Genomic DNA, 26961 nt, shown 5'->3' with positions numbered 1-26961 from the left:
GAATGAGTGTAAAGATACACAAAAACCCCGAAGCATGGACTTTTTTTAAGTGTCCACGATTCGGGGTACAGTTCAATAGAGATAGAGCTGGGTTTTTATACACCCTAATATAATTTTGAAAACAACAAAAATTCTAATTTTTTTAACTATCAATTTCAATATCTTTAAATTATAATAAAAGGTAGAATTATATTCTAATTAACAGGAGGCACAAACATATGAAAGCCGCAGTAAAGCATAACGTTTCAGACTTTAAAGATTATCTACAATCCAATGAAATACATATGGAAGAAAACATAGATGAGAATGATGGCTCTGTATTTTTTTCAGTAAACTTAGAAACAGAGAGTGGTGCAAAAGTTCGTCTTATCGCTGCCTTTCATAACGAGCATCCTACTGTCGATATATATTGCTTCAATGTCGCTCAAGTTCCTGATTCAGCTAAGAAAAGCGAAATATTACATTTAATCAACGAACTAAATACAGCATATAGATTCGCAAAATTCACAATTAGTAACAGCGACTCCATTGATATTTCAACTTCCCTTGTATTTACAGAACCATACTTTAACCCTGCCCTTGTATTTGAGCATACTAGACTATTATATAAAGCTGCAAATGATGAATATGAAAGATTAATGAAACTTATTTGGGCTTAATAACTTGAATGCCACTGGTTCTCTAGTGGCGTTCTTACATTCTTTCTATACTAGCCTTCTTCTTCAAATATCTATCCGGTAATATCTGGTAATACACTTCCCAAAAATCATATTACAATGCGATATCCATCCAAATTTTAATAGATGTTGAAACAATCAATATCGCTAATATCCACTGCAATATTTTTTGATTTAACCTCTTCCCTACACTTGCTCCAAGCGGTGAAGCAATTAAACTTGCAATCGCGATCATTATAGACGGCAGTACTACCACTTGTCCTGTAGTTACTTTTCCAATTGTAATCCCGATAGATGAAATAAAAGTAATTGCTAATGAAGTTGCAATTGTCATATGTGTAGGGATTTTAAGAATGACAAGCATAATTGGCACAAGTAGAAATGCACCGCCTGCTCCAACAATACCAGAAGAAGTACCTACGATAAATGCTAAAACACTAGCTAATCCTTTATTATACGTCAATGCTTCTAAAGGAAGCTCGCTGCGATTTTTTTTCGGAATAAACATCATAATAGCTGCTATCGTAGCTAAAATAGCATATACAATATTAACTTGCCCTGCATCTAATACTCTTGAACCTAGACTCCCGACAAAACTTCCCACTAAAATACTCGTTCCCATATATAGCACCAATGTTTCATTTATATAACCGCTTTTCCGATAAACCCATACACCTGCAAATGTTGCGAAAAACACTTGAATAGCTGTAATACCACTTACTTCATGTGCCGTATAACCAGTAAACCCTAATAGCACAGGAATATATAAAATCATCGGATAATTAATAATAGCACCGCCAATACCAACCATTCCTGATATAAATGAACCAACAAAACCAATAAGAAAGATTACAATCATAAAACTGAAGCTCATCTTTATTTTTCTCCCTTCTAGAAAGAAGGCGTTCTTTAATGAATTACCTTTAAATAAATAGATTCACATTTCCATCAGAAGCATCTGCTAGATAAGCTGCCACACCAGCAAATTCAACATCTTCCATAATCTCTTCTTCTTTTAGTCCTAATAAATCAACTGTCATTTGACAAGTTACAAGCCTAACACCTTGCTCTTTTGCCATATCAATTAAATCTGGAAGCGGCATAGCATTGTGCTTTTTCATAACATGCTTAATCATTTGAGGGCCCATACCGGCAAAATTTATTTTAGATAAGCCCATCTTATTTGCACCGCGAGGCATCATCTTTCCAAACATTTTCTCTAAGAAGTTTTTCTTTACTTTTACATATTCATCTTTTCGAAGTGCATTTAACCCCCAAAACGTATGGAAAATAGTCACCTCTTGATCATACGCCGCTGCACCATTGGCAATAATATAAGCTGCCATCACCTTATCGTAATCTCCACTAAACAAAACAATCGTTGTTTTTTTCTTTTTCTCCATGTTAACTCCCTACCTCGATATACCTATACGGGTATTTTGCGAAATATACAAAATCCTTTATTTATAAAAGAACCCTGCGTCGTACTCCGTATTATTCTATTTTACCTTCCCAATCTAACATACCACCAGTCATATTTATAACCCCAAAACCATAGCTTTCTAAAAACTGAACAGCTCGTGAACTTCTCCCACCAGAGCGACACACCATAATATATTCTTTATTTTTATCTAATTCATGCATGCGAAATTCCAACAGGCCAAGTGGAATATGAATAGCTCCCGGAATTTTCCCTTCCATCACCTCTTCCACTTCACGAACATCAATAACGTGTAATACTTCATGATTCATCAATTTATTTTCTAATTCTTTTGCTGTCATTTCTTTCATTTTTCATTTCCTCCTTAATTCCAAGCATTCATACCACCTGAGACATTCGTAATATGTTGAAAGCCTAATTTTTTTAACATTTTTGTTGCTTGTTTACTTCTCATTCCACTTTGACAAATTACAATTACTTCTTTGTTTTTATCTAAATGACTCGCTTTTTGTGCTAACTCATTTAATGGGATATTCTGAAACCCTTGAATATGATTCCCTCTAAATTCACCAGGTGTACGAACATCAATAAATTGTTTATTTTTTTTATTCATCTCCGTCTTTAGTTCTTTCCCGTTTATATTTTTAACTCCCTTAACCGGTAAAAAACGAGAAATGATAAACCAAGCAACAAGTATAGTTAAAACAATATTGAATACTACATTTGCACTCATACACCATCTCCTCCAATCTTTCTCTATACAATTCGTATCCGTAGAGCAGGTCTTTTTGTTTTACGCCTTTTTAATCCAGAACTTCAGTACACCATTTTCTTCCGTATGCTGTAGTACTTCGTGTCCACCTGTTTTTGACCAAGCTGGAATATCCTTTATTGCACCTTTATCTGTTAAATGAACCTCTAGCACTTCTCCAGATTGTAAAGCTTCCATAGCTTTTTTTGTTCTTACGATTGGCATTGGGCATGCTAAGCCTTTCACATCTAATACTTGTTTTGCATTCATATTCTATACCTCCAACATATTTTTTTATTATTAATCGTGCACCGCACAGCGGTTTGGGCCAATTTCCATTTCGCGCTCTTCTTCTACACTTGGATTGATTTTCCCCATATTCGTCTGACGAATATCTTGATATGCATTCGGCTGGAGCGGTAAATTTTCTGTAACTGTTTTTCGAAACTCCAACTCATCTTCAATATTTAATCCTGCATTTCGTTTAAATAGATCTTTCAATTTTGCACGAACCCGCCCTTGCTCATCCAATTCGCTTGCTTTCGAATAATGCGCTGGTAAAACAATCAAATCTTGAGATAATGTTTTATAACGTTTATATAAAGTGTTACGCAAATCACTTACCCAGTCTTCCGCTTTGCCCGCAAGATCCGGACGACCAATAGAATCTACAAATAAAATGTCACCTGATAGAAGATAAACATCATCTACAATGAATGATGTACTTCCAATTGTATGACCTGGTGAATAGATCGTCTCAATAGCAATTTTTGTTTCTCCCACCTGAATGACAATTCCTTCAACAAGTGGCTCATAAGAAAAAACAACTTCTTCAGCATCTTTTGGCGGTAACCAATACGTACCTTTCACCTTCTGTGCTAACTTACGACCACCAGAAATATGATCGGCATGTAAATGTGTATCCATAACGTTTGTAATCATAGCACCTTGTTCTTTTGCAAACTCCTCATATGCTTCAATTGTCCGTATAGAATCAATGACTACAGCTTCCCCATTTGAAATAACCATATAGGACAAACATCCTTTTCCAAGACGGTTAAATTGATACACGCTGCCACCATCTTTTAAATCCCCTACTTTAATCGGCTTCACATATTCACTCCAAGCTTTCATACCACCAGCTAAATAATAAACATTTTTCAAACCAGCTTCTATAAGTTGCTCAGCAACAAACTTGGAAGATCCTTCTTTCGCACATACAACAAGAATATCTTTTTCCTTTGGCAACTCTTCCAAGATGCTTTCTACGCCTTCTAACAAATCAAAGTATGGTTTATTAATAGAAGAAACTTGTTTTCCTTCAATTTTCCAATCCATATAATCCACTTCATTACGAACATCTAAAATAAATAATTCTCTAAATAAAACTTTCTCAGCAATATCTTTCGCTTGTAATCCTATAGCACTCACTACCTTACCCCCTATGGTATAAATTTTGTTAAAAAAATTAAAAGTTAACTGCCCTACTCAAATTTTTTCTTATTCTTTTTCTATAGTAGCTTACCACTACATCACTCAATATACATATACCTGTACGGGTATGTTGAAATGCTTTTTAAAATCTGTCAACACATTCGTTTGACAGATTATCTGCTTTTCACAAGCAGTTGTACAGCCTCTTTAATTAAATCTTCATTTGATGTATCGCCTTTTTTAAATTGTTCTCGCAAACAGTTTTCCAAGTTCGTTCCTACAATTAATCCAATTGTGCGATCCATAGCAGAGCGAGATGCTGTTAATTGTGTAATAACCTCTTTACAATCTTTTTCTTCTTCAATCATTCGAAGTACACCGCGAATTTGTCCTTCAATTCGCTTCAACCTATTTTTAATATCTTGATTATATTCCAACGTGCTATCACCTCAATACTTTAATAGACATGCTTTATCTAAAAAAAATGTCTACTGCACCAGATTGTAGTAAAATTCTTATTTGAATTTACAACCTCATCATATACCCTTCAGGGTATTTTGTAAAGCCATATTTTTATATTTAAAATTAATTCCTACTATATTACCTTATATTATTAGCCACAGCCCCTAATATATTAATATACAATGCAGTTTGGTAAAGCAGTTGCATACAATTTAAAACCACCATCTACATTCTTCACCTTATATCCTTTTTCCATTAACATACGTGCAGCAACATAGCCTCTCATACCTAGCTGGCATGTAATATATATTTCTTCATTTACTGGAATTGCATCCAATCTTTCACGTAATTCATCTAATGGAATATTAACTGATCCCTTAATCATCCCTTGTTTCAATTCATTCGGTTCACGAACATCAATTAAATATCCACCTTTTTGGGCAATATAATTAATTTCATGCCACTGCACTGTATCTACAAGCCCTTCAATCATATTACTTGCAACATACCCCACCATGTTTACTGGGTCTTTTGCAGAAGAATACGGCGGTGCGTATGCTAATTCTAAATCTGGTAAATCCATTACCTTTAGCTTAGCTTTCATTGCCGTCGCAATTACATCAATTCGTTTATCTACACCGTCACGCCCAACAGCTTGTGCACCATAGATTTCTCCTGATTCTTTATTAAAAAGCAATTTTAATAAAATTGGATATGCATTTGGATAATAACCCGCATGAGAATTTGCCTGTACATGCACTACCTCATAGGGTATATTTAAACGCTGCAATATCTTTTCATTTACTCCTGTTGAAGCAACCGTTAATTCAAATACTTTTGCAATTGATGTTCCCATCGTCCCTTTGTATACAGACTCTGTATGCCCATGAATGATATCCGCTAATAGACGACCTTGTCGATTTGCTGGCCATGCTAATGGAATCATTGTCTCTGTTTCTGTTACAAAATCTTTTACTTCAATCGCATCACCAATGGCATAAATAGATGAATCAGACGTTTGTAGTTTGTCATTTACTTTAATTGTCCCGCGTACTCCAAGTTCTAGTCCTGCTTCTTTTGCCAAGCTACTCTCTGGCTGGACACCGATAGACAGAACTACCATATCAGTATTGATTTTCGAACCACTTTTTAAGCGTACGACTGCTCCGCCTTCTTCAAAAGCATCTACTCCATCTTCCAAAATGAGCTGAACACCATGCTTTTTCATATGTTCGTGTACATATACTGCCATTTCATAATCAATTGGCGGCATTACTTGATTTGCCATCTCAACAAGCGTCACATCAATTCCTTTTTCTCTCAAGTTTTCTGCCATTTCAACACCAATAAATCCTCCCCCAATAACAGTAGCATGACGTGGTTTCTTCTCATCAATATACCCTTTAATGCGATCTGTATCTGGTACATTTCGTAATGTAAACAACGTTTTTGCTGTTTCAATTCCTGGAATAGGCGGTACAATTGGTTTAGATCCTGGTGAGAGAATTAAAATATCATAAGACTCTTCGTATGTTTCATTTGTCATTACATTTTTCACAACAATTGTTTTTTCTTCTTTATTAATTTTTATCACTTCACTTAAAACACGAATATCTAAATGAAATCGCTTTGACATCTTTTCAACAGTTTGCACTAACAACCTCTGTCTCTCTTGAATCACACCACCAATGTAATATGGTAACCCACAGTTTGCAAACGAAATATATTCGCCTCGCTCGAACATAATAATTTCATCCACTTCACTTAAACGACGAAGACGTGCTGCTACTGATGCTCCTCCTGCAACTCCACCGACTACAACAATTTTTTTGCTCATCTTTTCATAACCTCCACGATTATTTTCATTTAACTTTTCTTCTTTTTACTTACTACATATAAATATACAGGACATCAAATTACATATACCCGTATAGGTATATAATAAACACAAAAAAATAGAATGACAATATATAAAGCTCAAACTTTATACTTGTTCACAAAATTGAAACAAGCTTGGTATGTGTAAAATCATACTACGCTTGCTTTTAGCTTCGCAAATTCGTTTGAAATAACATCATTTATTTTAAGTAAAATATAGAACAAGAGCTCAGATTATTTCTAAGCTCCTACTATTGCTACTAGACTCTTTTTTATTCCACTACAGCCCCAAGTTATTTTATTTATTGTATAGCTCCATAATTCTGTTCACAATCAACTCAGCAGTATTTTCTTCTGGTGGCATTAATAAGTTTGTAGTTGGTCCATACACTACAGGATTCAATTCCACTTCATATCCTCCATATGTATATTCCTCTTTTGTTGGTAAATAACCAAGATAGCCATTCGTATATCCACCAAAAAAAGCTAGTTCATTGTTTAGATTTTCTTTAATAGCTAGAGCTGTTTCTGAGAAAGGTTCCATCGGTATTCCAGAAAATGATCCATCATTGATCCGAAACAATTGAATTTCCAAATCAATTGTTAACTGTTTAATATTTTCTTTATGCTTAGCTACAACGACTTTAAGCCAGTCATCAGTATTAACCCCCCACTGCTTTTCAGCTAGTAGTGCCATTCTTTTTATCTCTTCAAGCTCAGGAATATCCTTTAGTTTCATTTTCATTGTAGTTGAAATAGTTTTCAGCTCTGAAATTAGGTTGTAAGTAACTGTTGGTAACATAGTTAGGACACTCCCACTCAATATGTAAGCCATTTGTTTTAACGCTTCCTTAGAACCACGATATTTTGCATTTACATTTCCAGCGGCTCCCTGAACAATCATTACAGGACAGTTTAATGTTTGTTCTAGAATCTCCCTTGTCACTCCCGGATAATCTGCTGATAATCTATCACTATCTGACTTTAAGACATTAGGATGAGCAGTACAAAATATAATGATTCCAGTTAGTTCTTTTGTTTTGTAGTTTCTGATTGCTAGAACGCCAATTCGTTTGTCTACAACACCATTTTCATTTATGCCCATTTTCACTTTCCCGTCAGATGTTTTTTCTCTTCGATTTACTCCTATTTCACCCGTCGTTACGTTCCACCCCACCTCAGATAATTGCATATTTTCATTCGCAATAACGGCTCCTTTGATTACATTAGTGATTAAAATCGTTTTATAAGACTTTACTAATTAATCATCACCGACCGTTTCGGGACCAGAATGGGTATGAGTATAAACAACCGTTATATTTTTAAATGAAACGTTCAGCTCATGTGCTACTTGTTCTCGGATTGTTATTGTATCTTCTATTAGCATTCCTATATTATCAATGCTAATAAATACCGCCTTTGTTTGATTATTTTCAAACACATATATTGTTGCATAAATACGTTCTTCAATATTACTAATACCTGTTTCCCTATGATATCCAATAAAATCAATACCTAAAGGAGGTGTAATATCCACCTTACATACCCCTACTTTACTCATTTGAACCTCTCCAGTTATCTATGTAATTTTTATATCTCACTCAGCTAAACTCCCCTAGTTTAATCTAAACATACAACAATATTATCACATGTAAATTTAACAATTCCATTAAATTACCAATTCATAAAAAAGCCGCTGATCCCAGCGGCTTCACACATACTTCCGGTGCACCATCTTCCCATCATATGAGAAGACAACACCTTTATTCTCAACATTAGATTCCATATGGACTGTTCTTCCCCATAGCTGATGAATGTATGGCAGTACTTTCTCTAAGTATTTTAAATCTAACTCGATTCCTTCGTAGCTATGTTTAATGTACAATTCCCCATTCTTTAAGTAGTCTCCATCTTCTACTACTAAGTATGGGAACCCTCCATTTGTACGCATATTTACGAGCTGGTCACGCACATGTTCCCATTCTTTATCAATTACTTTATACTCTTTTCCTTGGCGCTGGAATAAGTACATATCTTCTCTCATAACCAATTCTTTATTTAAGTAATTCCTTAAGAAGGATACATCCCATTCAATTTCTCGCACTTCAAAGATTTTTTCACGGCCTGATCCAGGTTTTACACCACGACGTTTCATTTCTTCAGTTGGATTATTATAACGTTCTTCAATATCTTCGAACATTTTAATACCAAGGTAGTATGGGTTAATGCTTGTTTTTGATGGCTGAACTACACCTGCATTTAGCTTTGCAAATTCGATTGCTTCATCTGAAGTTAAGTCCATTTCTCGGAGGATGCGCTGATGCCAATACGATGCCCAGCCTTCGTTCATGATTTTCGTTTCTAGTTGCGGCCAGAAATACAACATTTCTTCTCGCATCATCGTTAAAATATCACGTTGCCATTCATCTAGCTCCCTACTATATTCTTCAATAAAGAGCAGCAAATCTTTCTCTGGCTGCGGCGGGATTTTCTTTTTCTTCCGCATATTTGGCCGTTCTCGTTTTTTATTTCTATCATCTAAATTCCACAAATCATCATACTGTGAAACTCGTTTCTTTTCTACTTCTTCCTCTTCTAAGTCATCTATGCTCCAAGCTAGCTTCGGCCGCATAAGCGATGGATCAATATGTTCTTGAATGGCCAAAACAGCATCTAAAAACGTTTCTACCTCTTCTTTTCCATATTTATGTTCATATGCTTTAATTCGTTCTGCTGTCGCTGCCATACTTTCAACCATATCGCGCTTTGTATTTGAGAAGCGGATATTATTTTTAAAGAAATCGCAGTGTGCTAATACGTGTGCTACAATCAATTTATTTTGAATCAATGCATTTGTATCGAGTAAAAATGCATAACATGGGTCAGAGTTGATGACAAGCTCATATATTTTACTAAGTCCCAAATCGTAATGTAGCTTCATTTTGAAGAATTGTTTCCCAAAGCTCCAATGTGAAAACCGCGTCGGCATGCCATAAGCACCAAATGTATAAATAATTTCCGCTGGGCATACTTCATAGCGCATCGGATAAAAATCCAGCCCAAATCCAGTTGCAATTTCAGTAATTTCAGCGATTGCATATTGTAGTGCTTTATCATCACTAGTTCTCATTATTTTCCCTCCTTACACTTTCCCTTAAGAAAGTGTATGAAGGAAAACAAGCTTTCATGAGAAATGATGAAAAATAGATACTCTACCATTCACTTTAACCAGTAGTCTTCTTCATAATCATATGACAGATACTGCTCTTCATAACAGCGTTGGCACATATTATAAGGGTAATCCCCTAGCATATATTTTTGACAATACTTGTACCTTTTACGATGGTTTAGCAAGTGTTTACTTACATACTCATCAATTACTGCAATATAAAAAAGTACTAGAAAAGCACAAAAAAGCCGGATACAAATTTCACATCATTTGCATCCAGCTTTCCACCTTTATCTATTACCCTTCAATAACTTCAAGCTTCTCCATAATCGGCGTGCGCTCTTTTCCTTCTGGCTTCTTATCGAAATAACCAATATGAAGGATTCCAACAATGCGTTGTCCTTTTGTTAATCCAATTCCTTCTATAAATAAAGGATTATAATTCAATCCGCCTGATTTCCAAACACAGCCTAGTCCACGTTCCCAAGCGAGTAACTGAAAGTTTTGCATAAATGCACATACTGCTGCGTAGTCTTCATCGCGCTGGATTTGACGTGGATCTTCATCCATATACACAATGATTTGAGCTGGTGTACTTAGAAAACGATCGGATAAAATTTTACCTCGTTTTGTTCTTTCTTCTTCTGTAAAAGAATTTAATACAGCATCTACTAATGTTTTACGTCCTTCACCAATATATAATTTACATTTCCATGGCTCACGATGCTGATGGTTTGGTGCCCACGTTGCATCATTTAATAATTCAATTAATAATTCTTTTTCTACTTCTCTATCTGTAAATGTACGAATCGAACGTCTTTCTTTAATGATATTTGCAATGGAAGTATATGTAGTCATATGTTTCTCTCCCTTATTCTCATCTATATGTATAAGTTTGTTATTGATATTGATTTTCAATTTCGATTATAACGCAGTTTTCTACCATTAATCAATGTTTTATGTTGTGAAACTAATAAAAATTTTTTTTTGTTACATTGCGAAAAAAACTTGAAATGTTCACAAGTTTTTCACAACTTACGGACATGCTATGTGTAAAGTTTTCCATTTCATTCAATTAGGAGGAATTTGTATGTACAAAAGAATTGTATTAAGTATGGCTATGGTAGCACTGCTATGTGGAGTATCTGTCTTCCCAGCTGCAGCTGCCTCGCAAAAAGAAGTTGCGGTGCATCATCATAAGTTAATCTCAGAAGAACAAATCCAGTCGTTAGAAAAACAAGGATACAACAAGCATGAAATTTGGAAAGCAGCACACATTGCAAAGATTAGCAAAAAAGATATTAAAGATGTTTTATTGTACTATAAACAAAATAAATCTTGGAAAGAAACAGCAAAGCATTTTGGCGTGGATCCAAAGAAACTGCATAAACACCATATGAGTAAAGAAATGAAGAAAGCACTACTGCAAAAAGTAGCCGAAATGCAAAACTCCACACCAGAACAAATGCAGAAAATAATGAAAGATAATAATATTCGTTTGCATCACCTTACAGTTTTAACTATCATTGCACAAAAAAGCAATACACCATTCAATGACGTATTAAAAATGAAAAAAGATGGCATGCATATTAAACAAATCGCAGAAAAATTAAACGTGAAGAAAGAAGATATAAGAGCTGAAATGATGAAATTAATACAGTCTGTGAAAGAAAAAAAGACAAATTAAACATAAAAAGGAAGAAGCATTTGTTGCCCTTCCTTTTTTATGTTTCCTGTATAAAATTTGTTCTTCCCAAAAAAACTAACAAGAGCATTCCATATAAGGGAAGGAGTGAAAATTATTGTTTAGCTTACCACGAAAAAATTCTAAAGCAAAAAACAAAAAAATGAGCTGTACCATTCCAGAATTTATTCATACGATGAAAGAATCTACGGATTTTGTATCCTACAACATAACAGAAAATGGAAAACTCTGTCTTTTTTATTTATAAATCTGTCGTGGAAGAGCTCATAATTAAACGATTTATTTTGACACCTATTAAAAAGCAATTAGAACAAATCCAAAACATTGCAGACTTGACAAACATCGTCTTTATTGAAGACATTATTATCTCTCCTTCCATTGATGATATTCGTGAAAAGTTATTGGGTGGATATGTACTCATAGAGTTACAAAATACATCACATGCTGCACAGTATGCTTTAATTCAAGCAGAAAGTACCGTTCTTGGTAAGCGTTTATATAATGATACTGAAAATGAATATAGTGTAATTGGACCGAAAGTTGGTTTTGTGGAGAGCATTGATATAAATATTCACTTATTACGTCGCGGCATCATAACAGAGCAACTCATTTTTAAAGAGATTATTGTCGGTTCTATGTCCAAGACACATGTTACCATTGCCTATATAAAAGGACTAACAAATGAACAACACATTAATACAGCGACGCAGCGTCTTCAAAATATTGATTTTGATGTTCCTTTTGATGCGACAATGATTGAACAATTTTTGAGTGATAATAGTAACTCACCCTTTCCCGTTTTACTGCCAACTGAGCGAGTTGATCGTGCTGTATTCGCTCTTATCACTGGTCAAGTATTAATTTTAACAGACGGATCACCGTATGCATTAGCCGGACCAACAACATTATTAGACTTTTTTGTTTCTCCAGAAGATTATTATTTACCATGGATCATCGGCTCCTTCTTCCGGATTATTCGCTTTTTTGGTGCTTTATTTTCTCTATTTTCTTCTGCCATTTATACAGCTGTCTTAACATTTCATTATCAAATGATTCCATCAGATTTGTTAGGACCTATTATTTTTTCTAGAGCCAATGTACCTTTTCCCCCAGTTTTAGAAGCACTCTTTTTAGAAATTACAATTGAATTACTTCGTGAAGCTGGAGCACGCTTACCTACAAAGGTCGGTCAAACCATTGGTATTGTCGGTGGAATTGTTATTGGACAAGCTTCTGTTCAAGCTGCTTTAACGAGTACAATTTTATTAATTGCAGTCGCATTATCTGCATTAGCTTCTTTCACCACACCGACAGTGAAGATGTCTTCGACAATTCGTTTGCTCCGGTTTCCACTCATTGTTTTAGCCGGTGCCTTTGGCGGACTTGGTCTTATTGTTGGATTTGTGATGATACTTACGCACTTAATTCAGTTAAAATCACTTGGATCACCTTACTTAGTACCCTTATATCCATTTCGTGGTTTAGCTGCATCTGAAGGTTTTATTCGCTTCCCATTTAGCCACACAGCGCAGCGTCCTTCTTTTCTACGCCCAAAATCGAATTGGCGCTATAACCCGAGTAAAGCAAAGACAAAACGTGATGGTGAAAAGACATGAAAAAATTTTTAACTGTATGGATCATTGGGGGATTATTTTTCCAATCTGCTTGCACTCAAACTCAAATTATTGATACACAAAGAATTATTCATGTTGCGGGATTCGATATAAACAAAAATAAAGAAGTTCAAGGAACGATTTTGTATCCCGACTATACCCGTGGTGTACAGACGAAACCAAAAATTCAGTCAACATCGGCAAATTCGATTGAAACAATCGCATCTCGTATGAATGGAAAGTCCCCTCACAATGTTGTTGTAGGACAAATGCGTACCGTGTTATTTGGGAAGTCTTTTGGTACATATGGAATTGGTGATATTGTGAATAATTTACAAAGAGATCCCAATATTGGAAGGGATGTACAATTTGCATTTGTCGACGGCTCAGCAGAAAAGCTGTTAAAACATGTTGCGTCAAATGGTTCATTATATCTCTCTGACTTGTTGGATCAAAATATGATGAATGAAAATATTCCTCGTGCTACTTTAAATATTTTTTTATATGATTACTATTCATATGGATCCGATCCATTCATTCCTTACATTCAAATGAGTAATAATAAAGCGGCTACAGTAAAAGGACTTGCATTTCTAAAAAAAGACAAAGTAGTTATGTTTGCCGATCAAAAAGATTCATTTTTAGTAAAATTACTGACTCATCCTACTAAAAATGGTCGTTATGAAACGTCCATCCAAAAAGATGGCCATAAAGGGCTTGTAGTCACACAAAACTTATCTGGAAAAAGCACCTATTACCTTGATGGAAATGGTGAGATTCCGAAAGTAAACATTCATTTAAAACTAAATGGTTTGATAAAAAATTCTCCGAATTGGCTTAATTTAACGAAGCCTCAAAATATAGCTTATATCAAAAAACAAATCGAGCAAACGATGGAAAAACAGTCTAAAGCTTTGATTCAGCAATTTCAACAAAAACAAATAGATCCGTTAGGAATACAGGATCAAATTAGAAGCCGCACGAGAAAATGGAACATACAACAAATACATAAAATGTATCCATCTGTAGATGTAAATATTGATGTAAAGGTTAATGTTGTGCAATCTGGTATCGGAGAATGATGAGGTGACGATATGAATACCCGCAGCAAAGAACTAACAGTATCTCCTTACTTCGCTTTCTTTTTGGTTCACTCTCTTCAAATCGGAGTAGGAATTTTAGGATTTCAACGTATCCTGATTAAAAGCGCTGGATATGACGCTTGGATTTCCCTTATCCTTATGGGATTTGCAACTCACATTGTTTTATTTTGTATGTTAGCGATGCTAGAGAAAGATAACGACTTAATCAATATACATACAACATGCTTTGGAAAGTGGATCGGATCTTTCTTTTCTCTATGCTTTACTGCTTATTTTCTTTTATTTTGCCTTACCATTCTTCAAACATATATTGAAGTCATTCAAGTTTGGGTATTTCCTACACTTAAATCGTGGAATTTGAATGTACTCTTTTTATTCATTGTTTTTTATGTTATAAAAGGTGGATTTCGCTCTGTAACCGGTATCTGCTTTTGGGGGATCGTCATTCCTTTTTTTGTAATCTTTTTTTTAATTTTCCCAATGAAATATGCTCATTTCCGTAATATTTTACCTATTTTGACGCATTCACCTTTACAAATTTTTCAATCAGCAAAAGATTCTATATTAGAATTTCTCGGATTTGAAGCATTACTATTTGTATACCCACTCATTGAAAAAGGAAAATCTCTAAAAAGATGGGCACACGGTGGAATTGCTTTAACAACCATTATTTACGTTATCTTAGCACTCATTTCTTTCATGTACTTTAGTGAAGGACTTTTGCAGCGTACAATTTGGGCAACCTTAACAATGCTTAAAATTATTAAAATTCCTTTCATTCAACGATTTGAGTACATCATTATTTTTGTTTGGTTTCTCATCATTTTACCTAATCTTTGTGTAACGATTTGGTCTTCTTGCCAATCCATGAAACGATCGTTCCATATTCCGTTTAAGTTTACATTGCCTTTTTTCATTTTCGTTGTGTATATCGCGTCTTTATTTATTATAAACAGAGAACATATTAATACATTGAACACGCTCCTATCTCGGGCTGGTCTGTATATCGTATATGTTTATATCCCTCTCCTTTTTCTATGGCATTCCATTCGCTGGCGATTGAAAAATAAACAAAATAAAACTTCACCATAGGAAAGCACTAGCGATTTTGGTACAATTTTACTAATACAAAGGCAAAGGGGATATGCAGATGAAAAAATATCTATTCTCTCTACTTGTAATAAGCAGTCTTATGCTTTCTGGATGCGGTGCAGCGGACAAGAAACAAACGTCTGAACCGAAAGAAGAACACGCTTCCCATTCTCAGCAAGGTGATATACAAGAAACAACAAAAGGGATCGACACGCTACCAACGTTTCTGGACAAACTAGACCCACAAATGAAAGAAATCTATACAGTTGCAGGAAAAAATGCCGAATTATTAAATTGGATACCTTGTTACTGTGGATGCGGAGAAAGTGTGGGACATAAAAATAATAAAAACTGTTTTATTCGTGAAATTAAGAAAAATGGAGAAGTTGTTTGGGATTCTCACGCAACGACCTGTGTAAACTGTTTAGAAATTGCGGTAGAATCTGCATCTATGCATCAAAAAGGAAAATCGACTCTTGAAATTCGAAAATACATTGATAATAAATATAAAGAAGGCTACGCAAAACCAACGCCTACCCCAATGCCAAAAGCGTAAAAACAAGGAATTTCCTCGTTTTTTATTTTTTACGTAACATTTCCCTTAGCAAATTCTTTCAAGTGTTTTTCTTCTCGATTGACGTACACTATATGTAACTCCTCAGTAAGGAGGGTACACAATGCAGACATATAACGACTACGATAAAGCTCTCTATTACACGTATTGTTGTAATTGGGACAAGTTGCTTGTTTTAATGGTGCAAACTGATGATCAATTATTTTCTAAACGAATCGAGCATTTTTTACATGCTTACAAATATGGAAAAGAACTACCAGAAGTAGATAAACAACTCCAACTTCTATTCCAATATATCGACCATGCTTCACAAAAGTCGCATATAGAAGAAATAGACCAAGTACAAATGTAAATGAAGCGCTATTCTCCCTTTGAGAATAGCGCTTTTTGAATATTTTTCCACATATCCGTTCATAATACACATATCAATAGTGAACGGACGTGATTATTTGTATAAATCCTTGTACGTATTTCTCAGCATGATGATACTGCTAATTGGTTGTGAAAAAGCGAATAATCCTCATTTATTTCAAGGGGTAAAACAAGAGAAAAACATATGGAATATCTTAATTATCGGTAGCGATTCACGAGGTGAACAACAAGCCCGTGCTGATACAATTATGATTGCCCAGTACAATAAAAAAGAAAATACAGCAAAGCTCGCTTCAATTATGCGGGATAGTTATGTAGAAATTCCTTCTTATGATAAAAAATATAATAAAATCAATGCTGCCTACTACTATGGCGGCCCTGAATTATTACGAAAGACGATTCAACATAATTTTGGAATCGATGTTTCTCATTACGTTACGATTGATTTTGAAGCATTTGTTAAAATTGTGGATACCATTGCACCTGAAGGAATTGAAGTGAATGTTACACAAACAATAATCGATGATATGGGACTACATGTAAAGCCAGAAATACAACCTCTTCACGGGAAAGATTTACTAAAATACGCGCGTTTTCGCCATGATACTGAAAGTGACTTTGGCCGTGTGAAACGACAACAAGAAGTACTCCGGGCATTGAAACAAACCCTTACTGATAAAGTTCACTCTATAGATGGGGTACTAAATTTACCAATAATGGCACATGAACTCTCTCCATATATAAAAACAAATCTAGATATACCAACGCTCTTTTCACTTGGGAATAATATTTTGTTTCAACCCATTGATAATATAGAAACGATGCGAATTCCAATTGATAACGAGTATGAATCTGCTCTTACCAAACACGCTGGTTCCGTATTAAAAATAAATCCAGAAACAAATAAAGAAGCAATTCAAAAATTTTTCAATGCTACAAAAGCCGTAAACACCCCCTAAAAACAAGGTTCATGGACCTTGTTTTTTTATTTCCAAGTTTTCCCCTTATAAAACTTTCCTTGATAAAAATATTTTCTCTTTATTTTCTTGTCCTTTTCATACTATAATTTAGTATGTAACTATTATAAGAGAGGTAAAAAACATGAAACGTGAGAAAAAACAAGAATATGCATTGTTTACTGCTTGGGGAGCTTCTTTTATTGCTACACTTGGAAGCTTATATTTTTCTGAGATCATGAAATTTGAGCCTTGTGTACTTTGTTGGTATCAACGCATTTTTATGTACCCATTTGTTTTATGGCTTGGTATTGCAGTTGTAAAAAAAGACTACCGCATTGCTACATATTCTTTACCAATTGCAAGTATTGGTGCCTGTATTTCGTTATATCATTATGCCATTCAAAAAGTTTCTGCATTCTCAGCAGCAGGAGCAGCTTGTGGACGTGTGCCTTGTACGGGGGAATATATAAACTGGTTCGGATTTGTCACAATCCCATTTTTGGCACTTATCGGATTTGTCACGATTGCCATTTGTAGTTTGATTGTAATTAAAAATAAATAAGGAGATGACATAATGAAAAAAATGCTTATCTTTGGCGGTATTATTATCGTCTTATTTGCAGCTATTTTTGCTGTAACACAGATGGAAAACAAAAATACAGCGAAACAAGAAAAAAATTACTATACAAATAAAATCTCTTCTTCTGATATTCGTAAAAATAACGAGGAAAAGAAAGAACAAACCATTTACTTCTATCAAACAGATTGTCACTACTGTGAAAAAGTCTCACCTATTGTTGTACCAATGGCTAAAGACATGAACATTGATATGAAAGTCATTGATATTTTAAACGATAACCCAACTTGGGATGATTATAAAATTGAAGGAACACCAACAATTATTCATTTCAAAGACGGAAAAGAAGCAAGCCGCATTAGTGGCGAACAGCCAAAAGATACTTTTGAAAAATGGTTTAAAGAAAACAAGAAGTAATAAGAAAAGGAAACTCCTTCTATACATGAAAGCTGTGTAAAATCCCACACTAATGTATAAGGAGGGGGTTTTATGCCAGAGGTACGCTGTTCTGTGTCCAATTGTTCATTTTGGGGACAAGGGAATTTTTGTCAGGCGAATTCAATCTTTGTCCAGCCTGATGATCAAAACACGAATCAATCAAATGAATCTTATACAAATTCGGCCTTAACAGGTGAAACACTTGAAAGCTCTGCGTCAACAAGCGTTGAAACATGCTGCCAAACGTTTAGACCGAAATATTAAGACGTAAATCCCCATCTCCTTTTGAGATGGGGATTTTTCTTTCTTTTCTTCCTCATGTCTTAAATAATATGTATAAACATACTATTTAAGAGACGAACAAAAATAAGACACGTTTTTTATATCGGGGAATTACTAATCGACTTTGTATGCCATGATATTCATTCATCATTAACAGATGGTAAACATTTTGAAAAGAAAGTTGTTGCCTTAAACTTGTACAAATCGCGGGCAATCGTTTCTTTCCTAACGCTTAAAGATGTAGAAGCATACAGCTAAAGGTATGCTTCTACATTATAACAACCCCATATTTCCATGCATCATGCATTATCGTTATATACACAATCAATATAAAAACTGTTCCAAACAATGTTATCCTGCGATAGATTCCATCTTCCCCTTCTCTCGCTTCAACAAAGGACCAAATAAAACCAACGAAAAGTAATAAATCAATATAGGGAATATACAGATTAAACATAAATGAAACATACAAATAAATAATAAATAAGCAATTCGTTAACAAAAAGATTTTAAATGCAAATTGGCTATTCTCTTTTCTCATAACACGCCCGCCCCCAATCTGTACTGTATTATATTCACAAGAACAGAATAGTTGCGATTGGACCAACTAATTACACTTTGCTATATAAATCGCGGCTATGAAAACAAACAGAGACCTCCACTCATTTCCTCTCTTTGTTTTAACATGGCATGGGGCCAAAAAAGGCTCTGACCGCTTCTATCCACGGACGGATCCTCTCTCTCATCCAAAAAGAAAGGTCTTTCGCTTTTTATTTATATAACAAATAAGCTATCGCCTATTTACGATAGCTTTACTGTACATTATATTTCCTCTTATATATATTACTTAAAATGGAATAAGGCACTTGCTCATAACGAATTTTCCCGCCTGTTTCATCCATAATATACAAATTATTACCTATATAATAACTTCCATTTTTCCCTCGAGAATAAACAGCATATCGTTCATTCGGCAATACTGTTTTTACTTTCGTAAATTGGCCATTTGGTTCTTGCCAATATATATTCATACGATCCACAAGTGTTAACATTCCAATTTGTTCTTCTGCTATTATACGTCCATTCCAACTTGTAACACGATATCCAAGCTTATGCGCTGCATATTCTGGAGATGTATAAAACTGAGAAATAATTACTTTTGTCCGTAACGATACTCGGTCATATAGCCATTGTATATCTCGATCATGCATACGAATGCAACCGTTTGATTCTCTTCTTCCAATTGTCCCTTCTCGATTTGTACCATGAATTGCATATTCTTTTTCATTTAAACCAAGCCATCTTGTTCCAAGTGGATTATTCGGTGCACCACCCGGAATATTTTTACGGTGATATTCTTTATTTTTATATTTATTAATGATACAAAATGTGCCTTCAGGGGTTGGTGTGTTACGCTTTCCAGTTGTAACAGGAAACGTCCTTACATAGTTTCCATTTTCAAAAAAAGATAATTGATTTGTTGTAAGGTTAATTAGTATCAGATGATCTGTATCCGCAAAAGTGCTAATTGGTAGACAGAAAAAGAGTATTACAACTAAACATACTTTTTTCATTCATATCCCCCCAAGCATCCCCCTTTAAAATTGACCATAATATATGAGGGTACAATTAGCTTTTACTATGAATTCTATTCTTATGAATGAAAGTACAAAGCTTCTTCAGATTTAACTTATCCATTCACAATTACACCACCATTTACGTGAATGATTTGTCCGGAAACATATGTGGAATCGCCTGAAGCTAAATATACATAAGCAGGTGCTAATTCATACGGCTGCCCTGGTCTTTTCATCGGTACATTACTTCCAAATTCCGATACCTTCTTCTTATCAAAACTCGCTGGAATAAGCGGTGTCCAAATCGGGCCTGGCGCAACACCATTTACACGAATTCCTTTTTGAACTAGTGATTTTGCAAGTGAACGTGTAAAAGCAACAATCGCTCCTTTTGTTGCAGAATAATCAATGAGTTGCTCGTTTCCTTCATACGCAACGATCGAAGCTGTATTTATGATTGTATCTCCCTGCTTTAAATGTGAAAGCGCAGCTTTTGTAACATGAAAATAAGAAAAAATGTTAATGCGAAATGTTTTTTCAAGTTGCTGCGCTGTAATGTATTCTAAACTTTGCTGTGGATATTGCTGTGCGACATTATTCACAACAATATTCATCCCCCCTAGCTTCGAAGCCGCTTCCTTTACAATATGCTGGCAATGTTGTTCACTACTTAAGTCACCAGGAAGTAATATACACTTCACTCCTTGTTTTTCAACAAGTCTTTTTGTCTCATTTGCATCTTCAAGTTCATCTAAATAAGCAATAGCAATATGCGCTCCCTCTTTTGCAAACGCAATAGATACCGCCCTTCCAATTCCACTATCCCCTCCTGTAATAAGCACGTTTTTCCCTTTTAGTTTTTCACTACCGCGATAATTAGGATCTTCGTACTCTGGGAGAGGATTCATCATCGCTTCAATCCCCGGTTGTTTATTTTGATGTTGTGGTGGTAATGTTAAAAACTTTTTTTGCTCAGGCATACACATTTCAGCTCCTTCTCATTTCTCTTTCTTATGATGTACACATTTATAAAAAGTACTTATACATGAAAAGCCGAAACATATGAGCTGTTCTGTGATTAATATTCGAAATTAAGACATAAAATAGAAATTGTTATAAAATTTTTTGTACGAAACTCTTGCAATAGAACTAAAAAACGAATATTATATATAACTGTTGTGACAATTATTCGTAAACAGAAAGGATGTTTATATGTTTAACCTTTCAAAACATAAAACTTCTATTAAAACTGAAATTATGGCAGGTATAATTACCTTCTTAACAATGGCATATATCATTGTCGTAAACCCTGTCATCCTTGGGGATGCAGGTGTTCCATTTGAACAAGCATTTACAGCGACAATTATTGCCGCTGTTGTTGGAACATTATTTATGGCAATCTTTACAAATTTACCAATTGCAATCGCGCCGGGTATGGGACTTAACGCTTATTTCTCTTACTCTGTTGTAAAAGCGCATGAAGGAATGACATTCGCAATTGCATTCTCTGCTGTATTTGTGGCAGGTATGATTTTAATGTTGTTATCATTAACTTCTTTCCGTACAAAATTAATGGAAGCAATTCCTGAAAACTTAAAACACGCAATTACTGCTGGTATTGGCTTATTTATCGCCTTTATCGGTTTACGTATGACGGGCATCGTAACAAAACATCCATCTAACTTAGTTGGACTTGGAGATCTTCATTCGCCTCCAGTACTACTAGCGTTAGCTGGACTTGGGATCACACTTATTCTTATGTCCTTAAATGTAAACGGCGCATTATTCTTCGGAATGTTATTAACAGGAATTATCGCTTATTTCACAGGTCAGTTAACATTCCCAAACGGCATTACATCTATGCCTGGATTACCAGAAGGAATTATTGTTTCAAATCCAATTACTGCTGTTTCTGATGTAATTAACTACGGTTTATACGGCGTTGTATTCTCCCTCTTCCTTGTTACATTATTCGATACAACTGGTACATTACTTGGTGTCGCTCAGCAAGGTGGACTTATGAAAGATGGTAAACTCCCAAAATCGGGACGAGCTCTTCTATCTGATTCTTTCTCAGCAACAATCGGGGCTATGTTCGGAACAACACCATCAACAGCATATATTGAATCATCTGCGGGTGTTGCAGCTGGTGGACGTACTGGTTTAACAACAATTACAGTAGCTGCATTGTTTGCCGTTGCTGCATTCTTTGGTCCTCTAGTAGGTGCTGTTTCTGGTGTTTCAGCAATTACATCTCCATCATTAATTATTGTTGGTAGCTTAATGATGGGCGCTGTACGTCATATTGATTGGGATACATTCGACGAAGCATTTCCAGCATTCTTAGTAATCTTAAGCATGCCACTTACATCAAGCATCGCAACAGGTATTGCACTTGGATTCATTTCATATCCACTTATGAAAATGGCAAAAGGACAATTCCGTGCTGTTCATCCACTTGTATATGTATTTGGTATTTTGTTTGCTTATCAATTAGTTTTCTTACCGCACTAATAAAAAAGCCTTGGCTCACAAATTCTGTGAACAAAGGCTTTTTCTAATATTCCTTATTCATTTGCAATTCTTTACTATACTTTTGAATCAAAAATGAAGAAATAAACATTGCCGTATATCCCATACGTCTAAGTCCCTTATATACATTTTCCATATGTATCATTCCTCTATACACTTTTACCCAAATTACACCACAATTAGCTCTAAATAGATTTTATATTCAGTCTATTACAAGAACAAAAACCCCTTAAAGAGGTTTTTCCATCCATTACCTTTGTAAAAACGCCTGTAAATCCGCAAATTGTCTTGCTGCATCTTTATAGCCTTGTTCATATAAATTTTGCAGCTTTTGTGGATCTTTTTCCATTCGATCCACTTGAAGTGGTACTTCTGGACGAATGACAAATAGATTTCCAGCTAACTCTTCTTTTTCAATATAATGAAGTGTCTCATTGTATACTTCATAACGAGAAAGCATCGTATTGACAAGATTAGGATATTTTTTATAAGCTTTTGCTGCAATCCATCCAAATTTTGATTTTTTCTTCGCATATCCATGGTTTCTCGTTAAAATAAAAACCGATTTCTCATAACCATCTTGCTGTGCTTTACGAACTGGGATTGGATCCGAAATTCCACCATCCAATAATTGTTTACCACGGTAATTTACAACTGGTGCGATAAATGGCAATGAGCTAGAAGCTTGTAATAAAGTCAATACATCTGCATTTGTTCCTTCTTTTTCAAAATACATTGGTTCACCAGTTTCACAATCTGTCGTTCCTACTAGAAAACGCTCTGCACTATTAAAATATGTGTCAAAATCAAATGGCACGTGCTGTTCTGGAATCTCACGAAAAATAAAGTCCATATCAAATAACTGACGTTTTTTCCATAAATTTTTGTAAGATAAATACCTCGGATGTGTTGCATAATCAATATTTACTGTTTTATTTCGATTTCTTTGTCTTGAAATATATGACGCCGCATGGCACGCTCCCGCTGAAACACCAATAACATATGGAAAATATAAATCCTGTTCCATAAAGTATTCTAGTATTCCACCCGTATATACACCGCGCATACCGCCGCCTTCTAATACTAAACCCGTATTTTCAAGCATTGTTTTCTCTCCTCTTTATATACATAGACTCTTTAATTATTCATCTTGTTAAATATCTCTTTCTATTATATAAGGGTCTTCACGAAAACCATATTCAGAAGGCTTGGTGCGAACGAAAAATTATTCTTCTACTTCTCTAAATGAGCTCCTACATCCTTTACAAACCTTTGAATCAATGATAATTCCTCTTCTGTATACTGATTTAAAAGTAACAACCACTTCTCTTCAGCTTGTTGATGCAATTTCTCATGCGCCATGTAAATTTCATTTCCGTTGTCTGTTAAACGAAAAAATATTTCCTTTTGATTATCTAACATTTTCATCTTTTCAACAAATTGTTTATTAAACAATTTTGTACAAATTTTAGAAATTGCTCCCTTTGTCATTCCCATCTCTTCAGTAATAGCTGTTACATTCATTAATCCTTTTTTTCCTATGCATTGGATCACATGTAATTCTGATAAAGACATACCACTTACCCCTGTCTCACGAAGAAAACGCTCATCATTTCCTTTCATATGCTCTTCTTGTTTATGAAAAAGTGTACGAATATCCGAAAGTATTTCTATTTGCCTTACTGTACGGTCCAAGTCGAATCCCCTCCATGATACTTCATAAGTTTCCGCAGAAACAATTTAATTATATACCATTTCAAAATAAAAATTAAATTCATTTTTATCTTTACAAGTAAGAAAATAATGTTAAAATTATTTTAGTTTCCAAGGAAACTAAAATAAGGAGGTTTTCTGATGAATCACTCATTATCTTCATCAAAATTAAAATCTATTTTGTATATCGTTTGTATTAGCGCTCTATTAGGTTCCTTTGCTCAAAACATTTACACGCCCCTCTTACCAATGATTCAAGATTCTTTTCACACCTCTCTTTATCTTGTGAATTTAACTGTTTCTATTTTTACTTTTGTTCTTGCAATTATGCAGCTTGTTTATGGACCATTAATTGATACAAAAGGACGCAAATATATTCTTCTTCCCAGCCTATTCATAGGTACAATCGGTGCAATTGGTTGTGCTTTTACAACAAACATTTATTTATTTCTTATTTTCAGAGCAATTCAAGCATCAGGGATAGCTGCGATACCTGTTGTAGCGGCTACTATTATTGGGGACTTATTCGAAGGAAAAGAACGAGGGAAAGCCATGAGTCTTTATCAAATGCTACTTTCCATTGCTCCTGCTGTAGGCCCTCTCATAGGCGGCTATCTTGGAAATATAAATGGTCACGTATCTATTTTTCTATTCTTATCTACGATTGGCATAGCTCTATTAATTGTAAATATTGCATGGCTACCAGAAACAAAACCGGTTATTTCTAAAAAAGCTACAACAACTAATAATTATTGGAGTATCTTAAAACACAGAACTGGTTCTGCTATTGCGATCATTGGATTTATGCAGTTCTGCATTTATTTTTGTTTTCTTGTTTTTTTACCAACAATACTAGCCAATTTAGTTCATTTCAACACAAGTAAAATTGGGCTTATGTTTGTACCAATGTCTCTATGTATTATGCTAGGAAGTTATTGCTACAAGTTTTTACAAACATTACTTACAACAAAACAAGCTTTACTTCTCACCAGTTTTCTCAATATCACATGCGTTATTCTATTTTCTTTCACATATCATATAAATATCCCAATCCTTATCATTGCAACATCCCTATACGGTTTTAGCATGGGACTATCAATTCCAACCCATACAACTCTACTAACTGAAGAATTTGTAAGCGAACGAGCAACTGCCATTGGTATCTACAACTTTATCCGTTATATTGGAATGGGTACAGGACCAATCGTAGGCAGTTTTCTACTCTTTAATCAAAATTACTTTTGGATTTTCTTTGTAGAGGCAATTGTTTTTCTGATTGTGGTCTTATATTCTATGAAAAAGCTAACTTCTCATCCTGTAAGAAAAGCTAGAATTCAAAAAGCTAAATAAACATTTATATATATTACAAACAAAAAAGAGAATGTCCGAAAACAGCTATTTTACTGCATTTGGACATTCTCTTTTTTATACTCTCTGATCCGCCACAATATGAATATCAATATGCTTCGTCTGCCTCATAATTTCATTTACAATTGATCCTTTTCGAATTTCTTCCCATCTTGTTCTTGCTGATTGACCAAGTAAAATTTGGGTGACCTGTAATCGTTTTGCCACTTCAATAATGACATCAGCTGGCTTTCTTCCTTTCGCTTCTTCCAATACGAAAGTAGCATGAAATTGATTCGTTAACGCTTGCCACTCCTCAATTGTTTGCCTTTTGCTTGCCGATAATGATTCTATATTTTCTCTTTCAACATTTAATACATACAATTCAGCGTTTAATCGATCTGCCATACGCCAACCACGCCGTATTAATTTCTCTGCTGTTGAACTATATTGCACACAAACGAGAATTTTTTCTTTTACACCTATTGGTTCTGTCACTGACTGACTAATCTTCTCGTCCATATCGTCAGCAACTTCACGAAGTGATAACTCTCGTAAAGCTCCTAAATTATTAACCGTAAAAAAATTTTGTAAGCTTTGCTGAATTTTTTCTTCTTTATATATCTTTCCATCTGTCAATCGTTTCCTCAAAACTTCAGGGGTTACATCAACAAGTTGAATTTCATTTGCTTTTTGTAAAATAAAATCAGGAATACGCTCTCGTACTTTTACATTCGTGATTTGTTCCACAATATCATGAACGCTTTCTAAGTGTTGAATATTAAACGCTGATAATACTGATATCCCAGCGTCCAATAATTCTTCTACATCCATATAACGTTTTTTATGTTTTAATCCAGGTATATTACTATGTGCCAATTCATCCACAACAACTACTTGCGGTGCTCGCTTTATAATCCCCTCTACATCGAGCTCATAAAATACTTTTCCTTTATAGTTTATTTCTTTTAACGGTATTCTTTCTAAATCAGCAATTGCTTCTTCTGTTTCTTTTCTTCCATGCGTTTCAATTAAACCTATTACAATATCAATATTCTCTTTTTTCATTTCTTGCGCATCAAACAACATTTTATAACTTTTCCCTACTCCTGGAGCAGCACCTACATACAGCTTTAATTTCCCACGATTTTGCTGGCGTATATATTCTAAATATTCTTCCGGCGTTCGTCTTTGAAACGTCGGTTTATAGTCATCTGCATACATTACACGCACTCCTTCCCAGTAAACAACGCTACCTCAATCGA

28 protein-coding genes and 3 pseudogenes are annotated in these 26961 nt (G+C 34.7%); 14 read left to right on the top strand and 17 right to left on the bottom strand.

What is annotated here, in order from left to right; genetic code table 11:
• Window positions 1–218 precede the first annotated feature (218 nt).
• Window positions 219–659, top strand: a complete 441-nt coding sequence (locus JDS96_RS19985; protein ID WP_003195390.1) for a YbjN domain-containing protein — start codon at window positions 219–221, stop codon at window positions 657–659.
• A gap of 112 nt (window positions 660–771) precedes the next feature.
• Here JDS96_RS19985 and JDS96_RS19980 read toward each other — a convergent pair whose 3' ends face one another.
• The 11 genes and pseudogenes from JDS96_RS19980 to JDS96_RS19930 all read right to left on the bottom strand — a co-directional run bounded on the left by JDS96_RS19980 (window position 772) and on the right by JDS96_RS19930 (window position 10670).
• On the bottom strand, window positions 772–1551 hold the full coding sequence (locus tag JDS96_RS19980) for a sulfite exporter TauE/SafE family protein (protein ID WP_033795907.1): 780 nt from the start codon (window positions 1549–1551) through the stop codon (window positions 772–774).
• 49 nt (window positions 1552–1600) lie between these two features.
• On the bottom strand, window positions 1601–2080 hold the full coding sequence (locus tag JDS96_RS19975) for a DsrE/DsrF/DrsH-like family protein (protein WP_199667802.1): 480 nt from the start codon (window positions 2078–2080) through the stop codon (window positions 1601–1603).
• Window positions 2081–2171: 91 nt separating this feature from the next.
• Complete coding sequence (locus JDS96_RS19970) at window positions 2172–2468, bottom strand: rhodanese-like domain-containing protein (protein ID WP_006093617.1); 297 nt, start codon at window positions 2466–2468, stop codon at window positions 2172–2174.
• 14 nt (window positions 2469–2482) lie between these two features.
• Window positions 2483–2851 (bottom strand): rhodanese-like domain-containing protein, encoded by a 369-nt coding sequence (locus tag JDS96_RS19965; protein WP_003195381.1) that lies wholly within the window; start codon window positions 2849–2851, stop codon window positions 2483–2485.
• Between the two features lie 60 nt (window positions 2852–2911).
• Window positions 2912–3139, bottom strand: coding sequence for a sulfurtransferase TusA family protein (locus JDS96_RS19960; RefSeq protein ID WP_003195379.1), 228 nt, complete (start codon window positions 3137–3139; stop codon window positions 2912–2914).
• A gap of 30 nt (window positions 3140–3169) precedes the next feature.
• Window positions 3170–4300 carry an MBL fold metallo-hydrolase gene (locus JDS96_RS19955; RefSeq protein ID WP_199667801.1) on the bottom strand — a complete coding sequence of 377 codons (1131 nt, stop codon included), beginning with the start codon at window positions 4298–4300 and terminating at the stop codon, window positions 3170–3172.
• 176 nt (window positions 4301–4476) lie between these two features.
• Entirely contained in the window at window positions 4477–4740 is a 264-nt protein-coding gene (locus JDS96_RS19950) for a metal-sensitive transcriptional regulator (protein ID WP_199667800.1), read from the bottom strand.
• Window positions 4741–4937: 197 nt separating this feature from the next.
• Window positions 4938–6602, bottom strand: a complete 1665-nt coding sequence (gene cdr / locus JDS96_RS19945; protein ID WP_199667799.1) for a CoA-disulfide reductase — start codon at window positions 6600–6602, stop codon at window positions 4938–4940.
• A gap of 339 nt (window positions 6603–6941) precedes the next feature.
• Window positions 6942–8204: pseudogene (locus JDS96_RS19940) on the bottom strand (neutral/alkaline non-lysosomal ceramidase N-terminal domain-containing protein).
• Between the two features lie 150 nt (window positions 8205–8354).
• Window positions 8355–9773 carry a stage V sporulation protein SpoVR gene (spoVR, locus tag JDS96_RS19935; RefSeq protein ID WP_199667798.1) on the bottom strand — a complete coding sequence of 473 codons (1419 nt, stop codon included), beginning with the start codon at window positions 9771–9773 and terminating at the stop codon, window positions 8355–8357.
• A gap of 336 nt (window positions 9774–10109) precedes the next feature.
• Entirely contained in the window at window positions 10110–10670 is a 561-nt protein-coding gene (locus JDS96_RS19930) for a nitroreductase family protein (protein ID WP_018766894.1), read from the bottom strand.
• 232 nt (window positions 10671–10902) lie between these two features.
• On the opposite strand from JDS96_RS19930, the gene JDS96_RS19925 reads away from it, so the two are divergent.
• From JDS96_RS19925 to JDS96_RS33085, 11 genes and pseudogenes are all read left to right on the top strand, one after another.
• On the top strand, window positions 10903–11499 hold the full coding sequence (locus JDS96_RS19925) for a hypothetical protein (RefSeq protein WP_199667797.1): 597 nt from the start codon (window positions 10903–10905) through the stop codon (window positions 11497–11499).
• Between the two features lie 115 nt (window positions 11500–11614).
• Window positions 11615–13133, top strand: a pseudogene (locus JDS96_RS19920) (spore germination protein).
• Window positions 13130–14212: a Ger(x)C family spore germination protein gene (locus JDS96_RS19915; RefSeq protein WP_097793665.1), complete on the top strand. Its 1083-nt coding sequence runs from the start codon at window positions 13130–13132 to the stop codon at window positions 14210–14212. Before JDS96_RS19920 ends, JDS96_RS19915 begins: the two are co-directional and overlap by 4 nt.
• A 12-nt stretch (window positions 14213–14224) precedes the next feature.
• A complete protein-coding gene (locus JDS96_RS19910; protein WP_199667796.1) occupies window positions 14225–15325 on the top strand; it encodes a GerAB/ArcD/ProY family transporter in 1101 nt (366 codons plus the stop codon).
• Window positions 15326–15383: 58 nt separating this feature from the next.
• Entirely contained in the window at window positions 15384–15881 is a 498-nt protein-coding gene (locus JDS96_RS19905; RefSeq protein ID WP_018766898.1) for a PCYCGC motif-containing (lipo)protein, read from the top strand.
• A 121-nt stretch (window positions 15882–16002) separates the two neighbouring features.
• A complete protein-coding gene (locus tag JDS96_RS19900) occupies window positions 16003–16251 on the top strand; it encodes a YhdB family protein (RefSeq protein ID WP_018766899.1) in 249 nt (82 codons plus the stop codon).
• Between the two features lie 97 nt (window positions 16252–16348).
• Window positions 16349–17230 carry an LCP family protein gene (locus JDS96_RS19895; protein WP_026008665.1) on the top strand — a complete coding sequence of 294 codons (882 nt, stop codon included), beginning with the start codon at window positions 16349–16351 and terminating at the stop codon, window positions 17228–17230.
• Between the two features lie 142 nt (window positions 17231–17372).
• Window positions 17373–17792 (top strand): disulfide formation protein C, encoded by a 420-nt coding sequence (locus tag JDS96_RS19890; protein WP_003195354.1) that lies wholly within the window; start codon window positions 17373–17375, stop codon window positions 17790–17792.
• 12 nt (window positions 17793–17804) lie between these two features.
• On the top strand, window positions 17805–18224 hold the full coding sequence (locus JDS96_RS19885; protein ID WP_199667795.1) for a thioredoxin family protein: 420 nt from the start codon (window positions 17805–17807) through the stop codon (window positions 18222–18224).
• A gap of 72 nt (window positions 18225–18296) precedes the next feature.
• Window positions 18297–18509 (top strand): DUF1540 domain-containing protein, encoded by a 213-nt coding sequence (locus tag JDS96_RS19880; protein ID WP_018782370.1) that lies wholly within the window; start codon window positions 18297–18299, stop codon window positions 18507–18509.
• A 102-nt stretch (window positions 18510–18611) separates the two neighbouring features.
• Window positions 18612–18707, top strand: a pseudogene (locus JDS96_RS33085) (carbohydrate kinase); the annotation flags it as partial.
• A gap of 88 nt (window positions 18708–18795) precedes the next feature.
• On the opposite strand, the gene JDS96_RS19875 reads toward JDS96_RS33085, so the two are convergent.
• The 3 genes from JDS96_RS19875 to JDS96_RS19865 all read right to left on the bottom strand — a co-directional run bounded on the left by JDS96_RS19875 (window position 18796) and on the right by JDS96_RS19865 (window position 21084).
• A complete protein-coding gene (locus JDS96_RS19875) occupies window positions 18796–19068 on the bottom strand; it encodes a hypothetical protein (RefSeq protein ID WP_199667794.1) in 273 nt (90 codons plus the stop codon).
• Between the two features lie 271 nt (window positions 19069–19339).
• Window positions 19340–20101: a L,D-transpeptidase gene (locus tag JDS96_RS19870; protein WP_199667793.1), complete on the bottom strand. Its 762-nt coding sequence runs from the start codon at window positions 20099–20101 to the stop codon at window positions 19340–19342.
• Between the two features lie 116 nt (window positions 20102–20217).
• A complete protein-coding gene (locus JDS96_RS19865; protein ID WP_199667792.1) occupies window positions 20218–21084 on the bottom strand; it encodes an SDR family oxidoreductase in 867 nt (288 codons plus the stop codon).
• 232 nt (window positions 21085–21316) lie between these two features.
• Here JDS96_RS19865 and JDS96_RS19860 point away from each other — a divergent pair, with 232 nt between their 5' ends.
• Window positions 21317–22618, top strand: coding sequence for an NCS2 family permease (locus JDS96_RS19860; RefSeq protein ID WP_006093602.1), 1302 nt, complete (start codon window positions 21317–21319; stop codon window positions 22616–22618).
• 268 nt (window positions 22619–22886) lie between these two features.
• Here JDS96_RS19860 and JDS96_RS19855 read toward each other — a convergent pair whose 3' ends face one another.
• On the bottom strand, window positions 22887–23741 hold the full coding sequence (locus JDS96_RS19855; protein ID WP_199667791.1) for a patatin-like phospholipase family protein: 855 nt from the start codon (window positions 23739–23741) through the stop codon (window positions 22887–22889).
• Between the two features lie 128 nt (window positions 23742–23869).
• Window positions 23870–24331, bottom strand: coding sequence for a MarR family transcriptional regulator (locus JDS96_RS19850; RefSeq protein WP_018782374.1), 462 nt, complete (start codon window positions 24329–24331; stop codon window positions 23870–23872).
• Between the two features lie 159 nt (window positions 24332–24490).
• Between JDS96_RS19850 and JDS96_RS19845 the strand changes: the two genes are divergently transcribed.
• On the top strand, window positions 24491–25699 hold the full coding sequence (locus JDS96_RS19845; protein WP_199667790.1) for an MFS transporter: 1209 nt from the start codon (window positions 24491–24493) through the stop codon (window positions 25697–25699).
• Between the two features lie 75 nt (window positions 25700–25774).
• On the opposite strand, the gene kdpDN is transcribed toward JDS96_RS19845, so the two are convergent.
• On the bottom strand, window positions 25775–26920 hold the full coding sequence (gene kdpDN / locus JDS96_RS19840; RefSeq protein WP_003195332.1) for a KdpD-like non-kinase potassium sensor: 1146 nt from the start codon (window positions 26918–26920) through the stop codon (window positions 25775–25777).
• Window positions 26921–26961: the final 41 nt, after the last annotated feature.

This window comes from Bacillus cereus group sp. N21 (assembly GCF_016483395.1).
Taxonomy (GTDB): domain Bacteria; phylum Bacillota; class Bacilli; order Bacillales; family Bacillaceae_G; genus Bacillus_A; species Bacillus_A pseudomycoides.
This window is presented reverse-complemented; position numbering and strand designations above follow the sequence as displayed.

Bases quoted from the DNA above. Each gene is read 5' to 3' on its own strand.
- JDS96_RS19960 (WP_003195379.1), bottom strand. From the start codon at position 3,139: ATGAATGCAAAACAAGTATTAGATGTGAAAGGCTTAGCATGCCCAATG.
- spoVR (WP_199667798.1), bottom strand. From the start codon at position 9,773: ATGAGAACTAGTGATGATAAAGCACTACAATATGCAATCGCTGAAATT.
- JDS96_RS19915 (WP_097793665.1), top strand. From the start codon at position 13,130: ATGAAAAAATTTTTAACTGTATGGATCATTGGGGGATTATTTTTCCAA.
- JDS96_RS19905 (WP_018766898.1), top strand. From the start codon at position 15,384: ATGAAAAAATATCTATTCTCTCTACTTGTAATAAGCAGTCTTATGCTT.
- JDS96_RS19890 (WP_003195354.1), top strand. From the start codon at position 17,373: ATGAAACGTGAGAAAAAACAAGAATATGCATTGTTTACTGCTTGGGGA.
- JDS96_RS19885 (WP_199667795.1), top strand. From the start codon at position 17,805: ATGAAAAAAATGCTTATCTTTGGCGGTATTATTATCGTCTTATTTGCA.
- kdpDN (WP_003195332.1), bottom strand. From the start codon at position 26,920: ATGTATGCAGATGACTATAAACCGACGTTTCAAAGACGAACGCCGGAA.
- JDS96_RS19970 (WP_006093617.1), bottom strand. From the start codon at position 2,468: ATGAAAGAAATGACAGCAAAAGAATTAGAAAATAAATTGATGAATCAT.
- JDS96_RS19965 (WP_003195381.1), bottom strand. From the start codon at position 2,851: ATGAGTGCAAATGTAGTATTCAATATTGTTTTAACTATACTTGTTGCT.
- JDS96_RS19925 (WP_199667797.1), top strand. From the start codon at position 10,903: ATGTACAAAAGAATTGTATTAAGTATGGCTATGGTAGCACTGCTATGT.
- JDS96_RS19865 (WP_199667792.1), bottom strand. From the start codon at position 21,084: ATGCCTGAGCAAAAAAAGTTTTTAACATTACCACCACAACATCAAAAT.
- JDS96_RS19910 (WP_199667796.1), top strand. From the start codon at position 14,225: ATGAATACCCGCAGCAAAGAACTAACAGTATCTCCTTACTTCGCTTTC.
- JDS96_RS19855 (WP_199667791.1), bottom strand. From the start codon at position 23,741: ATGCTTGAAAATACGGGTTTAGTATTAGAAGGCGGCGGTATGCGCGGT.
- JDS96_RS19860 (WP_006093602.1), top strand. From the start codon at position 21,317: ATGTTTAACCTTTCAAAACATAAAACTTCTATTAAAACTGAAATTATG.
- JDS96_RS19980 (WP_033795907.1), bottom strand. From the start codon at position 1,551: ATGAGCTTCAGTTTTATGATTGTAATCTTTCTTATTGGTTTTGTTGGT.
- JDS96_RS19875 (WP_199667794.1), bottom strand. From the start codon at position 19,068: ATGAGAAAAGAGAATAGCCAATTTGCATTTAAAATCTTTTTGTTAACG.
- cdr (WP_199667799.1), bottom strand. From the start codon at position 6,602: ATGAGCAAAAAAATTGTTGTAGTCGGTGGAGTTGCAGGAGGAGCATCA.
- JDS96_RS19985 (WP_003195390.1), top strand. From the start codon at position 219: ATGAAAGCCGCAGTAAAGCATAACGTTTCAGACTTTAAAGATTATCTA.
- JDS96_RS19975 (WP_199667802.1), bottom strand. From the start codon at position 2,080: ATGGAGAAAAAGAAAAAAACAACGATTGTTTTGTTTAGTGGAGATTAC.
- JDS96_RS19930 (WP_018766894.1), bottom strand. From the start codon at position 10,670: ATGACTACATATACTTCCATTGCAAATATCATTAAAGAAAGACGTTCG.
- JDS96_RS19900 (WP_018766899.1), top strand. From the start codon at position 16,003: ATGCAGACATATAACGACTACGATAAAGCTCTCTATTACACGTATTGT.
- JDS96_RS19870 (WP_199667793.1), bottom strand. From the start codon at position 20,101: ATGAAAAAAGTATGTTTAGTTGTAATACTCTTTTTCTGTCTACCAATT.
- JDS96_RS19880 (WP_018782370.1), top strand. From the start codon at position 18,297: ATGCCAGAGGTACGCTGTTCTGTGTCCAATTGTTCATTTTGGGGACAA.
- JDS96_RS19845 (WP_199667790.1), top strand. From the start codon at position 24,491: ATGAATCACTCATTATCTTCATCAAAATTAAAATCTATTTTGTATATC.